The organism is Thalassotalea ponticola (genome assembly GCF_041379045.1).
Lineage (GTDB): Bacteria > Pseudomonadota > Gammaproteobacteria > Enterobacterales > Alteromonadaceae > Thalassotalea_A > Thalassotalea_A ponticola.
The window spans coordinates 971,344-984,933 of record NZ_CP166871.1; the positions used below are offsets into that span (position 1 = coordinate 971,344).

At 45.5% G+C, this 13,590-nt stretch carries 10 protein-coding genes; 7 read left to right on the plus strand and 3 right to left on the minus strand.

What is annotated here, in order from left to right; translation table 11 throughout:
* The first annotated feature begins 35 nt into the window (after positions 1 to 35).
* Positions 36 to 449, plus strand: a complete 414-nt coding sequence (locus tag ACAY30_RS04220; RefSeq protein WP_290250688.1) for a hypothetical protein — start codon at positions 36 to 38, stop codon at positions 447 to 449.
* 254 nt (positions 450 to 703) lie between these two features.
* Here the strand turns inward: ACAY30_RS04220 and ACAY30_RS04225 are convergent, their stop codons facing one another.
* Both ACAY30_RS04225 and ACAY30_RS04230 read right to left on the minus strand, forming a co-directional pair.
* Positions 704 to 2,059, minus strand: coding sequence for an MBL fold metallo-hydrolase RNA specificity domain-containing protein (locus tag ACAY30_RS04225; RefSeq protein ID WP_290250687.1), 1,356 nt, complete (start codon positions 2,057 to 2,059; stop codon positions 704 to 706).
* An 83-nt stretch (positions 2,060 to 2,142) separates the two neighbouring features.
* A complete protein-coding gene (locus tag ACAY30_RS04230) occupies positions 2,143 to 2,457 on the minus strand; it encodes an SDR family NAD(P)-dependent oxidoreductase (RefSeq protein ID WP_290250686.1) in 315 nt (104 codons plus the stop codon).
* A gap of 196 nt (positions 2,458 to 2,653) precedes the next feature.
* Between ACAY30_RS04230 and ACAY30_RS04235 the strand changes: the two genes are divergently transcribed.
* Positions 2,654 to 3,106 carry a hypothetical protein gene (locus tag ACAY30_RS04235; RefSeq protein ID WP_290250685.1) on the plus strand — a complete coding sequence of 151 codons (453 nt, stop codon included), beginning with the start codon at positions 2,654 to 2,656 and terminating at the stop codon, positions 3,104 to 3,106.
* Positions 3,107 to 3,321: 215 nt separating this feature from the next.
* On the opposite strand, the gene ACAY30_RS04240 is transcribed toward ACAY30_RS04235, so the two are convergent.
* On the minus strand, positions 3,322 to 8,469 hold the full coding sequence (locus ACAY30_RS04240) for a S8 family serine peptidase (RefSeq protein WP_290250684.1): 5,148 nt from the start codon (positions 8,467 to 8,469) through the stop codon (positions 3,322 to 3,324).
* A gap of 317 nt (positions 8,470 to 8,786) precedes the next feature.
* Between ACAY30_RS04240 and ACAY30_RS04245 the strand changes: the two genes are divergently transcribed.
* The 5 genes from ACAY30_RS04245 to nagA all read left to right on the plus strand — a co-directional run bounded on the left by ACAY30_RS04245 (position 8,787) and on the right by nagA (position 13,504).
* Entirely contained in the window at positions 8,787 to 9,614 is an 828-nt protein-coding gene (locus ACAY30_RS04245; RefSeq protein WP_290250683.1) for a MipA/OmpV family protein, read from the plus strand.
* Positions 9,614 to 10,072 (plus strand): DUF3019 domain-containing protein, encoded by a 459-nt coding sequence (locus tag ACAY30_RS04250; protein ID WP_290250682.1) that lies wholly within the window; start codon positions 9,614 to 9,616, stop codon positions 10,070 to 10,072. Before ACAY30_RS04245 ends, ACAY30_RS04250 begins: the two co-directional genes overlap by 1 nt.
* The gene (locus ACAY30_RS04255; RefSeq protein ID WP_290250681.1) at positions 10,072 to 10,767 is read left to right on the plus strand and encodes a response regulator transcription factor; all 696 of its coding nucleotides are present in this window, start codon (positions 10,072 to 10,074) and stop codon (positions 10,765 to 10,767) included. Before ACAY30_RS04250 ends, ACAY30_RS04255 begins: the two co-directional genes overlap by 1 nt.
* Before the next feature lie 33 nt (positions 10,768 to 10,800).
* Positions 10,801 to 12,036, plus strand: a complete 1,236-nt coding sequence (locus tag ACAY30_RS04260) for an ATP-binding protein (RefSeq protein ID WP_290250680.1) — start codon at positions 10,801 to 10,803, stop codon at positions 12,034 to 12,036.
* 331 nt (positions 12,037 to 12,367) lie between these two features.
* Complete coding sequence (gene nagA / locus ACAY30_RS04265; protein WP_290250679.1) at positions 12,368 to 13,504, plus strand: N-acetylglucosamine-6-phosphate deacetylase; 1,137 nt, start codon at positions 12,368 to 12,370, stop codon at positions 13,502 to 13,504.
* Positions 13,505 to 13,590 lie beyond the last annotated feature (86 nt).

Below are 13,590 nucleotides of genomic sequence, written 5' to 3' on the forward strand. Positions count from 1 at the left end.
CTTTAATGGGACAGTCAGAACCATAGGGGATACAAATGAAATACTTAATTGTCGTATTGACGTTTTTAATGTTGTTAACAGCCTGTGAGGACAGTAAAAAAGTCGCTGACCAAATGACGGATGCAGCCAAAGATGCAGCGCAAAGTGTGACCGATTATGTCGACTCAATTGATTTTAGTCAGTTTGGAGAGGCAGCCGATCAAGCCAAGGACCTTGCGACCTCCATTCAAGAGGCAGTCAGTGTGGATATGAATGACTCGGATGCGGTTGAGTCAGTCAAAAACAGTATCGCTAATGCGTATAATTGCTTTGCTGGTTCTACTTCTGACGAGGAAGCAACCGATTTTGTCACTATGTTGATCGACAAAATTAAAAATGAAGATATTGTCAGTTTGATCAACCAAGCAATAGAAAACGCGGCAACCATTGGTGAGTGCATGACTCAGTAACCGTAAGACGCTGTCAGCAAGTATGCATTGGCATCACTCTCAGCGTTTGTGGTAGCTTGTACTACCGCAAGCGTTGTGCTGACAGCATTACACACCTAGCAACCGTCCCCCCATCCACGCACGCACCCGCCCATCCACGCATCATTGACGATACCCGCCTAACACGGTGAGGCCATAACTTGGTTCAAACAGCCAGCTCAAATGAGTACATCAATCTAGAAAAAGCTGCGAAAAGGCAATCGATTAGCACCTCATTAAATGTGCAAAATGCTTTTGTAGGTGGCAATGTTGACGTCAAAGTTAAAGTGCTGATTTAAATGATCGCGAAATGCCTCACTTGCATCCGGTTCGCCGTGAACCAAATAGATAGAGGTGCCTTGCTTTAACTTTGAATCTTTTAACCACTGGCTCAGGCCGAGATAGTCAGCGTGACCCGATAAACTGTGCAGAACCTCAACTCGCGCTTTTACCGGTAGCCACTCTCCGTGAATCTTGACCGAATCATTACCTTGGATCATTTTTGCTCCACGAGTCCCCCCTGATTGGAAGCCGGTAAACAGCACCGTGGTTCTATAATCACTTACCAAGCGCTTTAAATGATGTAGGATGCGGCCGCCTGTGGCCATGCCGCTACCGGCGATAATAATATGTGGCATGGTGACCTCACTGATGGCTTTTGACTCATCGACAGAGCGAGTTTGTTCGGCGATTTTGCACATCTGATTGCATTGCTCAGCTGACAGTTTGATCAACTCACTATATTGCAGATAAAAGTCCAACACGTTAATCGCCATTGGGCTGTCTAAAAAAATCGGTAGCTTAGGTATGCGCTGTTGTTCAATCAAGCTGGCGAGAATATGCTGTACTGCCTCGGTGCGACCAACAGCAAAACTGGGAATCAACACAACCCCACCTTTTTGCGCGGTTTCATTGACTAACTTGGCAACGACTTCAAACGGATCTTCTGGTTTGTGCAGTCGATTGCCATAGGTTGATTCAAGTAATAAATAGTCTAACTCTGGCAGCGTTTTTGGGGGGGACATAATGACATCGTCGCTCTTGCCCACATCGCCAGAAAAGCCAATGGTTTTGCCTTCTGCCCGCACAATTGCCGTCGCAGCACCGAGAATATGGCCAGCACTTTGTAGATAAATATCGAAGTCACCAACGCTAAATTGTTGCTCAAATTTAACCGTTTTAAATAAGCTCAAACTCGCTTGGGCTGTCGCCTCGTCGTAAAGCGGACGCGGTTCGTCGTGTTTGCTGAGTTTGTGCTTTTTATAAAACTTGCTATCGTCTTCTTGGATACGACCACTGTCGGGTAATAAAATTGAGCAAAGCGCCGCACTTGCGTGATGGGTATATATAGGCCCTTTAAATCCTTGCTGATAAATAGCAGGAATAAAACCAGAGTGATCTAAGTGAGCGTGGGTTAACACGATTGCGTCGAGATCATTAATGTTCAATGGCAAGGGTTCTCGATTGCGACGTCGCAACCATTTGTAGCCTTGGTATAAACCGCAGTCGATTAGTATTTTGCTGTTGTCAGTTTCAACTAAATATTTTGAGCCGGTTACGGTTTCGGTACCACCTAAAAATGTAATTCGCATGACAAAACCCTCTATCTCGTTGGTGAATATTGCAATCTAGATTGCGGCGAATCAGGTACGGCCTTTAATCGCGCATCACATGGCTATGCTAACTCTTGGCTACCACCACCGGCGTTGTTAATGAGTGTGGTCAGTGACCCGAATGCGGCAACGGTATCGCTGACAACCGCCTCTAACTCGTTTTGTTTGGTGATATCACATTGTAGGGCTATGGCATGTCCACCGTTGGCATTAATCCCATCTGCGACCTGTTTGGCATCGTCCAAGTTGCGATCGGATACTGCGACTTTGGCGCCTGCACTGGCAAAGGTTTCGGCAATGGCTTGACCAATACCGGCTCCTGCTCCTGTGATAAGTGCCACTTGATCACTCATGGTAAAATCATTTGGATTAAACATATCGGCAACTCGTATATAGCACACTAAAAAGGGGTACGTTAACCATAGTTGTTGGCCGGTTAACTGACAAGTCTCGTCGCCATTTGGGCACCTTAGAAAATGATTAATTTACTTAACTTTATGGCTGATTTTTATATCGTGAGCTAGGCTAAATCACAAAGCGCTCAATGGTGGGCGCTTTGTGATGGAGATGAACATGACTACGAAATTAATTAAGGTTTGGCTGTTTTCATTGCTAACTTTTGTTGCCGTACAAAATGCCTATGCTGATAATCACGAACCACCGTTTATTGGCGGCCATTATTGGGAAGTTACTGGCATTAAATTAGCCGATGGCGCGGGCTTGAAATACGCAAAATGGCTAGCGACAGAGTGGCGAAAAAACCTTGAGTTTGCCAAAAAACAAGGTTGGATAGAAAGCTATCATATCTTGAGTAATACTCATCCTCGCTCAGACGAGCCCGATTTGTATCTAGTGCGCATCTTTAGCCAACAAGCATCGGTTGAAGAGGGCGAAAATCGCCGTAAAACCTATATGGCGTGGGCGAAAAAAAGCATGGAACAAATGCAATCAGAAAGTGGTAATAGAGCGGAATACCGAACCGTTATGAGCACGGTGCAGTTACAGGAAATGCTGTTTAGAAAGTAACAATATAAACGATATCAAGGTACCAAGAGCTAGCCTTACTGTGGACATCGATTTTGGGGCGAGAGCTTTTTTTTATGCTGCGTACGGTTGTGTTCGTCACGCGGTTAAACGACATCACTTATCGCCTTCAAGGCACTTATTGTGCAGATAAAAAAAAGCGAACCTTAAGGTTCGCTTTTTATCGTTAAATAATAGTTAAACACAGTGTGTTTTTATTATTTTTTACCTAGGGCACGACGGCCAACTAGAGGCAACAACAATAGTAAGTAGAACAAGCTACCACCTGAAGACTTGTCGTCTTTTTCAGCAAGATCTTTGTCTTTGATCTTCTTAACAACACTTACGGTAACAGAGGCTGATGCTTCGTACATACCGTCAGATACGGTTACAGTGTACTCGTATTCACCTACCGCTAAGTCGCTGATAGTTGGTGTTGCAGTATTTGCATCGGTAATCGTACCTTGACCTTCCCACTCAAACGTTAGCGCATCGCCATCAGCGTCTGCAGCCATTGCGTTAAGAGTAACAGAATCACCTTCTTCAACTTCAACAACAGCAGCGTCGAATGCCACGGTTGGCATATCGGCTTCTGGCATTACTGTTAACATGAAGCTTGTGGTGTAGCTATCTGATGGGTATAGGTTATCGGTAACGGTAACAAATACTTCGGTTTCGCCACTAAAGTCAGCAGCTGGGATGATATCAATCATTGAACCAGGCTCATGACCGTGAACCGTTGCACTGATGTTGTCACCAGTAACGGTAATGGTATTCGCACCTTGGTCTGAATCAGAGTATGCAACCATGATACCTTCTAGCACAGAGTCTTCAGCAACCATTTGATCGTTGATAGCACCGACTTTGATGTTACTAGGAACTTCAACAATGTGCTCAACAACCATTGCGTCTAGACCTTCAACGTTATTGTCTACATTGAATACTAGTGTATTACCCGTAGCGTTTTCGTTGATGCGTGCTTGGAAAGTCATCTCAAATTGAGACGCTTCTGGGCCCACTAAGTCGTAACAAATGATCAAGTCATCTTCAAGTTTGTCTTGCAAACCATTGTAGCTAAATGACGTACCTTTGTAGCCATACAGTGGCGCGAAACTGCTGCGCGCACCGTGGAAACCTTGTACACCGATTGAGCCGTCGCCCGATGATGAACCAAAGTCAAGGTTGTCATACGCTTTGATGATTTCAAAGTCGCCTTTGTTGTAGCTAGTGTTCATGTTTAGGATTACTTGGAAGTCATAGCTGTCACCGTGCATCGGTTCGAAAATAGGCTCCCATGTATCCCAATTTGTGCCAACGTAGGTTTCGCTTTGTGCGTTGTCCCACTCAATAATAAGTTGCTTATCTTGAGTCATCGCAACAGAGACACCGGCATTTAGCTCTGGGTCGTTGTGTGGCATGAACGGAACGCTCATCGACGCACCATCACTTGACAAGAAGCCACCTTTCCACATAACACCAATCATTTGGTCAGGGAAGCTCCAGTAAGGGAATGGCAAGTGAGCATCAAAGAACATTGGCATACCATTTAATTCAACGTAACCGCGAGGGCTCACGTGAATACTGCGCGTACCGGCGTACTCGTGGTTGTCGTATAACGCATACTCAACATCGTCGTACCAGAACAGGTTAAATGGCAATTCAACGTTTTGCGTGTTACCACCAAAGCTTGGGTAAATACCAAACTGTTGAAGGTCAACGTAACCACCGTCAGATGGGCCACCAAAATTAGGTGTCATACACATCGCATCGTTGAGACTCGTGGTCATTACATATTCGTATTCCATGTCTCGTGAGTCGAATTGTGTTGCTTCAACGGTAAAGCCGTTATTCATTTCTTCGATTTGTGCATCGAATTGGCTTTTCACGCTAACTGAACCAGGGATCAAGGTTGCACCTTCAGGCATAGCGGCCGCTAAGCTGATGTTGCGATCTTGACCGGTTTTGTTAGCAACAACCTTTAAGGTAACATCAACGATGTCTCCACCTTTTGCTTGGTCTTGGCTTGCGTCAACGCTAACTTCGTTAACACCACGCTCCAAGCGAACAGGCACAAGACCTACGTTGCCAGGGTTACCAGCGTCAGTACCGATATCAAATGCAGAGTAAACGATCTCACCTTTTTCAAGGCCGTCGAAGTTCCAGTGCATTTCAACTGCGTACGGAGCGATACCATCTGTGGTTGTAGGACCTGTTACGGTGATCTCGTTGGTTACTTGGTCGCTGACAACAGCCGTCGCCATGCGGTAAGTATCTTCAGGACGGTCGCCGTCCCAGTACATTTTGTGGTTGTGAACAACAACCCAGTACTTACCAGCGTCAGGATTGTTGATGTTACACCAGTTGGTTTCCCAAGCGGCATTTGACCAACAAATCGCTTCTTCTTGCAATTGTACTTCGCCATCGCCGTTAGCATCGATACCCATAAGCAGTGATGAAACGCCTTTGTCCCACTCGTTAGCCGCTGTTGACGACACGTGACCAAGCATTTCAGCGATAACGCGCTTGCTACCAGCAGGTACGTCAATCCACACAACCTTGTCACTGTCTTCAATTAAACCGTCATTAAACGGGCTGTAGCTATCGTCATCTTGAGGTAAGGTGAACTCGATTACATTAGCTTTTTCAGGTTGGAATGCACGCGAAGTAAAGTCTTGGATGGCTTCCGTTTGTAGGCCACCAATAACCTCTTTGCCACTGTCGCGGTGGATAACACTTTCAACTTTAGTTGGTAATGCACCGTGATCAAATCGCAATGCTGCAGGCCATAACACTGAAGGTATTTCAGGGTTGTCTGCGGTTAAGCGGATTTTACCGTGTACTTCTAACTCAGAACCGTGCAGACGGTTTTGGCTGTCAAGTACTTCACCTTCGATAAGGATGGTTTGGATGTCACCAGCTTTAAGCTCAAAGGTTTCAGGGTAAGCGCGAAGCTTAACACTGTACTCACTTGTTTCTGTTGAAACAGTCCATGTACCGTCGCGTGTTGCCTTAACGGTTCTTACCCACACACATTTTTGCTTACAGTTCATGTCAAGCACTTGTGGTAAGTTCAAGTTGCGAGGGTCGCCACCGTTTTGAGGGTTAGCGTCCATAAAGTTTTCAATACTTTCGTCCATGATTAGACCAGCATTGATCGCATTAGCAACGTTGATAACACCGGTACCAGCATCGTAGAAGCTTGCTTCTTTAGGACCTTGCCAATCTACAACTTTCGCTGGAGTCGCAGTCATTTGCAACGCAGATTGAACTTCAGTTGGCGTCCACTCTGGGTGAGCTTGTTGTACAAGAGTTAAAGCACCTGCAACGTGCGGGCTTGCCATTGATGTACCACTTAAACTAGCCCAATCAGCTGATGATGGGTACATAGTGAATGGATGCTCATCGGCATACGGCGCGTAAATACCAACACCTGGCGCAGCAATTGTAGGTACAAACAAGTGTTTGTGAGTAACAGATGGACCACGCGATGAGAAATCGGCAATGACATCAACGCGTTCTTCGTTGATACGTGTTGAAATCTCACTAGCGGTAATTGTTGCCATATGGCCTTCGCCTGTTGACAACCACTCCACTAATTGTGAACCACCTCGTGCATCAATATGCGCACCAGGAAGTGAGTACACATCATTGACAATATTGCCTTCTGGGCCGTAGTACTGTTCATTGTATAAAACAAAACCACCAGCGCCACCGGCTAATACGTTATCGGCCTTAGCTACACGTGCCAGTTCACCGCGCTTACAGACAACGATTTCACCGTTGAACGTACCTTCCGGGAACGGCTCAGCACATAATTCATCACCGTAGCTAGCCGCTAAAACGATGTTCGAGCTGTAAGCGTCTGAGATACCGCCACCAGTAATATCCATTGGAGGCGTGGTATCACCGCCGCTCATTTCAGCAATTGATTTACCTTCAACGGCTATCTCACGACCGTGTTCACTTGCGGCAACAATGGTTTGCCAAGGAGCCGTGTGAGAGATGTTGTAGTGACCAGCGTTACCAGCTGCTACTGCTACGTTGATACCGGCTTCGCGAGCCGCTAGGAAACCAAGCTCCATCGCGTCTTCCCAAGGGAAAGGCTCACCACCACCGATAGAGAAGTTAATGGCATCAACACCGTCTTTAATCGCATCTTCAATCGATGCAAGAATCGACTCGTCAGGACAACCCACATAAGGATCGTTGCCACCACCAGGGTAACATACTTGGTACGAGATAATGTTGGCATGAGGAGCAACACCAGATACTCGAGGGAAAGTAAAGCCTGTTTCAATACCGTCGCCGTCACCTGGCTCGGCTTGCATTAATGGTGCGTCGAAAATAACGTTACCAGCAGCAGTACCAGCTACGTGAGAACCGTGACCATTGTAATCTTCACCGTTTTTCGGGCGAATTAGCTCATTTGGAGCCCAAGGATTAGGGTTGTCTTGGAACTCATCAGCGTCGTATACGTCGGTAATGACACTGTAACTGCGAACACCAATAAGTTTATCGTTACACATGTGCTCTTGGCCGGCTACAGTACAGTCACCGACGTAAACACCTTCACCCCATGGGTTAGTGTGATCGTAGCCGTCACCGCCGATGTCGGCGAATGCCACGTGGTCGGTATTGACACCAGTATCGATGATACCGACGATCATGCCTTCACCTTTAAGCTCGGTTTGCACCACGGTGTCACCTGTCCATGCTTTATCGGCTTCGATGTGCTCTGGACCCACGTCGGTTAGTAGCTCTTTCATACGAGAGCGTTGAATGCTCGCAACTTCCGGTAATTTCGCTAAACGCACCGCTTGTTCTTGGGTCATGCGAACCGACATACCGTTAAATGCAGTGGTGTATTGGAAGCGTGGCTGCAACTGAATACCTACGGCATTGCTTGCTTTTTGTAAAAAGCTACCTTGCTTGCTTAGTAGGTAATTCTCATATTTGGCAATTGCTTGTTTATTATCACGTGTCGCTGAGAACAATTTATGCTCGCCAGTTGCTTGAGTGGCGTTTAAGGCAGTTGCCTCGTAGCCTGAGATGTGACCATTGTAAGTCGCAACTGGGTTGTCATTAAGGCGAATGATATAGGTTTGTTCACCGGTTACGTCTGCTTCAGGAACAAATTTACGCTTGCTTCCTAGCGGTTGTAAATGGCGGTTAACACTACCACGAGGGTTTTTCATTGAACGTTCGTTGTGTTTTACAACGCCGTCTCTTTTTAATTTGCTTAATGCTGCTTGAGGAATATCAAGTCCCTTCAACGTTGAACCATTCATTGGTGCAACATCGTTGGCAGCTGCTATGGCACTGTAGCTGTAAAGTACGGTACCGATAGCTAAAGCTACGGATTTCATTTTCAAGGTTTTATCTCCTGTTATTATTATCGGGTTACATGTTTTGGTGAGCGTGTTGCGAAGCTTTTAAGGTTAAACGTCGTAACAAATATTCAACAAAAACGTAACGCCCTATTATCAGTACCATAGATGGATGAGTGATATTGTTCGAAATTGTTTGAGTTGTTACAGAGCGTTGTTCACCGGCCAATTTGATCGCGGGCAAAGCTTGTTTTAGGGTTAACGAATAATGCTTATTTTGGTGATAGACAGTGGTTAAATTGCTTGCTAGTATGCACAAACAGTTCACAATCATTACAAGTTGTTAACCACTTTTCATGTTGTATCGTTCACTAGCAATGCTGTTATTTTGCTGTATTAGTGCAATTGGCAATGTAATCGCAAACGAAGATGATCAGGTGGCCATCAAACAATGGCACTTTTCTTTATCTGCAGGCTATGGTGTTATTGAAACACCGATAGCGCGTAACGATGACTTAGAATTTTATCTTTACCCCCGCGTAAGCTATTACAGCGACCGATTTTTCATTGAAAATACTACCTTAGGCTACGCTGTGTATGAGCAGGGGCCGGTGATTATTGATGTGGTCGGTAGACTCAACGAGGATGGTTTGTATTTTAAACTGGACGACGTTGGCGTACTCAGTGCGGTGGGGTTTGATGCTGGGCGAGGTGAGCAGTTTTACGGTGTTGATGACGTTGAGCGCGATTTGTCGTATCTCGCAGGGGTCGCGGTGAACTATGATCTTGACTTTGTTTACGCCACGGCGGGTTATTATCACGATATCAGTGCTGTACATCACGGTGATGAAATCGATTTAAGCCTGTCTAAAGTACTCACGATTGATCAGCTTTCTGTGCGCTTAGAACTACAAGCCAATCGAAAAAGTCGTGATTTAATTGATTATTATTATCAAATTTTGCCTGAAGAATCGGTGATTTTTGTTGGCACTTACCAACCCGGTAAGGCCAGCATTAACTACCAAACAAGTGTTAGCTTTGATTATCAGCTATCGCGTCGTTGGTCACTTACTGCTTTTTATCGCAAAACGTGGTTAGGCGATGGCATTAGCGACAGTCTCATTATCGACACCGACTCGGTTGACTTATTTTTTACCGGGGTAACATATAGGTTTAACCGATAATGAATAAGCCGTTGTATTTCTCTGTTATCCTTGTGTTCGTGTACTTTGCCAGTGCATCCAATGCACACGCTGATGATTCGTCAATAAAAGACTCTCGCGGTATTTTATGGGGAGAACACAAGGCACAAAAACGCAACCAATTGCTTACCTTGCAACCGGCGATTTGTGTTGTTGAACAGCGCGGCGACCTGTGTGAGCAGACAGTGACCGTGCGTTTGGCCTTGCCCAAGCGCACCGCTATTTGTATTTATCAAGACGGTATTAAGACACCGCTTTGGTGTCATGACAAGGCGCAGTATCAACTGTTTTCGATAACCGTTAAATCAGACAAAAATATTAATCTTTATATAGAAGAGCAAGCCCATAAAACGGTGATTGGCTCATCGCAAATTTCGGTAAATGTATTTCAACCGGCGCCCACACGGAAAAAGCGCCGTTATGGTTTAGGGTTTTTGTAATGCAAACACACGATAGTTCTATTTTATTGATTGAAGATGATATTCCGCTAGCCAATTTAATTAAAACGTATCTCGAGTCAAACCGTTGCAGTGTCACCCATATAGCCAGAGGCCTTGATGTCAAAAAACTCGCTAATGATCGTCAGTTTGATTTGGTCGTATGCGATGTCATGCTACCCGACATAGATGGTTTTCGATTGCAGCCCATTTTGCAAAAGAAATTGTCCTGTGAAGTTATATTCTTAACCGCTATTAACGAAGACAACTCGCATATAAAAGGGCTAGAGCTCGGTGCTATCGATTATATTGTAAAGCCCGTCGAGCCTAAGGTTTTACTGGCACGGATCCGCGCTAATCTAAGAAAAAGCTTACCGCACGTGTCGTTGGACATGTTAAAACTGGGTGACTTGGTGCTCGATAGAAAGCGCAAAGTGATTGAATATCAGGGCAAGCCATTAGAACTCACAGACAACGATTTCGACTTGATGTGGATCTTTTCGCAACATCAAGGGGAACCTCTGTCTCGAGAGTTTTTATTTCAAGCCGTTGTCGGGCGCGAATACAATGGGTTAGACCGTATTATTGACGCACGAACCATGCGTTTGCGCAAAAAAATCAGTGACTTCAATATTCCAGGCCTGTCTATATCCACTCTTTGGGGCAAGGGCTATTTATTTACCTACACTCAACACTAACGGCGTTGAGTAAGTCAGCTAACACGAGCACGTATGCGCTACCAATTTTACCGTTTTTATTTATTGCTGATCTTATTGGCAAGCATCATCATTTTGTCGTTTAACCAAATCGTCAAGACCTTGGATGACTCAAGTGAACACTACTCAATTAACATCGATTATTTGTTTTCTGCCTTTGAGCATCAAACCAACAAGCTTGGAGAATCGAAGCTTGGTCTACCACAATTTGAGTATTTGAATGCTGGTGATTTGGCGCTCCCTGAGTCGTTGCAAAGCAGTCTTAGCCAAGGTCAGGCCATCGCGTTACTCAATGACGACAAGCAAACCTATTACTACCGTAGGGCAATACATAGCGATCAAGTGATTCGACTTGGTCCCGTTGCCGTAGAAAGAGAAAAAAATAGTTACTTTATTTACTTGGTGATGGTGTTTTACGCCTGTTTAGCCATGTTGTTATTGGCGATGATGCGTCCGCTATTTAGAGACTTACAACGGTTGCAGAACGACGCCGATAATTTTGGTCGACAACCGGTCACAATGCAAAGCCAGATCAAACCGTCATCGAGTATATACCCACTTGCCAAAGCCTTTAACCGAATGTCCAGTAAGATCGTTGGTTTAATTGATATGAACAAGGACTTATCGCGGGCGATATCACATGAGATACGAACGCCCTTAGCGCGGATGAAATTTATGTTGGCGATTATTTCAGACAAACTCGATGGCCAACAACAGCAACAAATATCGAGTGACATCCATGAAATTGAGTTTTTGGTTAATGACTATTTGTCATTTGCAAAGGTCGAAGGGCACACGGAAAAAGACAACTTTAAACTCTATTCTCCGCGTTCATTTTTAAAACTTATTCAGCAAAAATTTGCCATTTATGCCGACGACATTGATTTTCAAATGAACGCAGGTGTCGAAAAAGCGCGTTTTGACAAGGACAGTTTAGCGCTAGCAACACAAAACTTACTCACCAATGCCCTGCGTTATGCCGATAGCCAAATAAGGGTAAGTTTCTACGTTAAAGATCGGCGCTGTTATTTACAGGTTGAAGACGATGGACCTGGTATTGCAGAGCAAAGTGACAGCTTACAACAAGCATTTAAACGAGACAGCAGTGATGACGATGCGCACCAAGGTTTTGGTTTGGGCTTGTATATCGTGAAAAACATCAGTTTGTTGTACGAAGGGGAGTTTACCATCGCTCGGTCATCCGAACTTGGTGGCGCAAGCATGTTGTTGAGTTGGCCAAACGAACGCTAGAGTAGAGCATGTGTCGAGTAAGCAACAAGGATTATGGCTTACTCGAATCAGCATTTGCTCCTTGTCGCGTTACCACAAAAGGTGTGATCGTGATGCCTAGTACCCGCGCCAAAGCGATAGTTGGGCTTGATAAAGAGGACTGTCTTTATTGCTCTGACGGTGATTTTATTGGTGTGATAAAGCCGGCAAACTGCGCATTCGTTCAATAGCCTAACGAAGCGAAGCACAACCGCTGCTAGCTTTGATCTAGTTTGCACTGGCGATTGCGTTAGCGACTGTGGCATTATGTGCTAATACGTTTTTACTCACCACAATACACGGCGCCTTACCTATGCTTACAACCTTTATTGCTGACCAATTATTTGATGGTCATCAGTTTTACCAACAGCGACCGATAACAATTGAAAATGGCAAGGTCGTGTCGTTTGATAGGGTGCAAGGGGCGAAACAACAACGCTTATCAGGATTACTGGTACCTGGGTTTATTGACGTGCAAGTTAACGGCGGTGGCGGGATACTGTTTAACGATTTCCCCAATGTTGAAACCTTAGCCACTATGGTTAAAGCGCATGCGCGATTTGGCACCACAGCGATGCTACCGACGGTTATCACCAGTGACTTTAGCACCCAATTACAAGCCGCCGATGCGGTGAGCAATGCGATACAACAAGGCATTGCCGGGGTGATCGGTATCCACTTTGAAGGGCCACATATTTCAATTCCCAAACGGGGCATTCACAGCCAACAGCACATTCGAGAGTTAACGAAGCAAGAGCTTGAGCTTTACTGTAGAGATGATCTTGGTATTAAAATGGTCACTTTGGCTCCAGAGCAAGTCGATGAGCAGTTAATAAAATTGCTAACCGCTAACCACGTGATCGTCTGTCTTGGTCACTCCAATGCCACGTATCAACAAACCCAACACGCGTTGCAAGCTGGGGCGCGCGGTTTTACTCATTTGTACAACGCCATGTCAGCGTTTACCTCACGCGAACCGAATATGGTTGGCGCAGCGCTAGAAGATGAAAACAGTTGGTGCGGATTAATTTTAGATGGTCATCACGTTCATCCGGCGAGTGCAAAGTTGGCGTTAAAAGCCAAGCCTCAAGGCAAACTCATGCTGGTTACTGATGCGATGTCGACTGTTGGCAGTGAGCAGCGCTCGTTTCAGTTTGAACAGCACCAGATTGAGCAACACGGCAACAAACTCGTCAGCCAAACGGGGCAATTGGCGGGATCGGCTTTAACTATGATTGACGCGGTAAACAATGCGCGCCATATGTTAGCATTAAACGCCGAGGAATCTTTGCGCATGGCGAGCTTGTATCCCGCTCAGTTTACGCGGTGTCACTCACGTGGGCAGTTGGTTGTCGGCGGGGCGGCAGACTTTGCGTTGCTGCAATTAATTGACGACAGTTATCGCGTCACGAGCACGTGGATTGGTGGCCAGAAAGTGGCGGTAAACTAAGCGAAGGTTCACCGTTCAAAAGGCACCCGCAGAGGCGTCCTTTATGCCACTTTTAATCAGCAAACGGATAACACCATAAATGGCGG

Excerpts from the sequence above, each read along its gene's own strand:
- ACAY30_RS04220 (WP_290250688.1), top strand. The coding sequence starts at position 36 with ATGAAATACTTAATTGTCGTATTGACGTTTTTAATGTTGTTAACAGCC.
- ACAY30_RS04225 (WP_290250687.1), bottom strand. The coding sequence starts at position 2,059 with ATGCGAATTACATTTTTAGGTGGTACCGAAACCGTAACCGGCTCAAAA.
- ACAY30_RS04230 (WP_290250686.1), bottom strand. The coding sequence starts at position 2,457 with ATGTTTAATCCAAATGATTTTACCATGAGTGATCAAGTGGCACTTATC.
- ACAY30_RS04235 (WP_290250685.1), top strand. The coding sequence starts at position 2,654 with ATGACTACGAAATTAATTAAGGTTTGGCTGTTTTCATTGCTAACTTTT.
- ACAY30_RS04240 (WP_290250684.1), bottom strand. The coding sequence starts at position 8,469 with ATGAAATCCGTAGCTTTAGCTATCGGTACCGTACTTTACAGCTACAGT.
- ACAY30_RS04245 (WP_290250683.1), top strand. The coding sequence starts at position 8,787 with ATGTTGTATCGTTCACTAGCAATGCTGTTATTTTGCTGTATTAGTGCA.
- ACAY30_RS04250 (WP_290250682.1), top strand. The coding sequence starts at position 9,614 with ATGAATAAGCCGTTGTATTTCTCTGTTATCCTTGTGTTCGTGTACTTT.
- ACAY30_RS04255 (WP_290250681.1), top strand. The coding sequence starts at position 10,072 with ATGCAAACACACGATAGTTCTATTTTATTGATTGAAGATGATATTCCG.
- ACAY30_RS04260 (WP_290250680.1), top strand. The coding sequence starts at position 10,801 with ATGCGCTACCAATTTTACCGTTTTTATTTATTGCTGATCTTATTGGCA.
- nagA (WP_290250679.1), top strand. The coding sequence starts at position 12,368 with ATGCTTACAACCTTTATTGCTGACCAATTATTTGATGGTCATCAGTTT.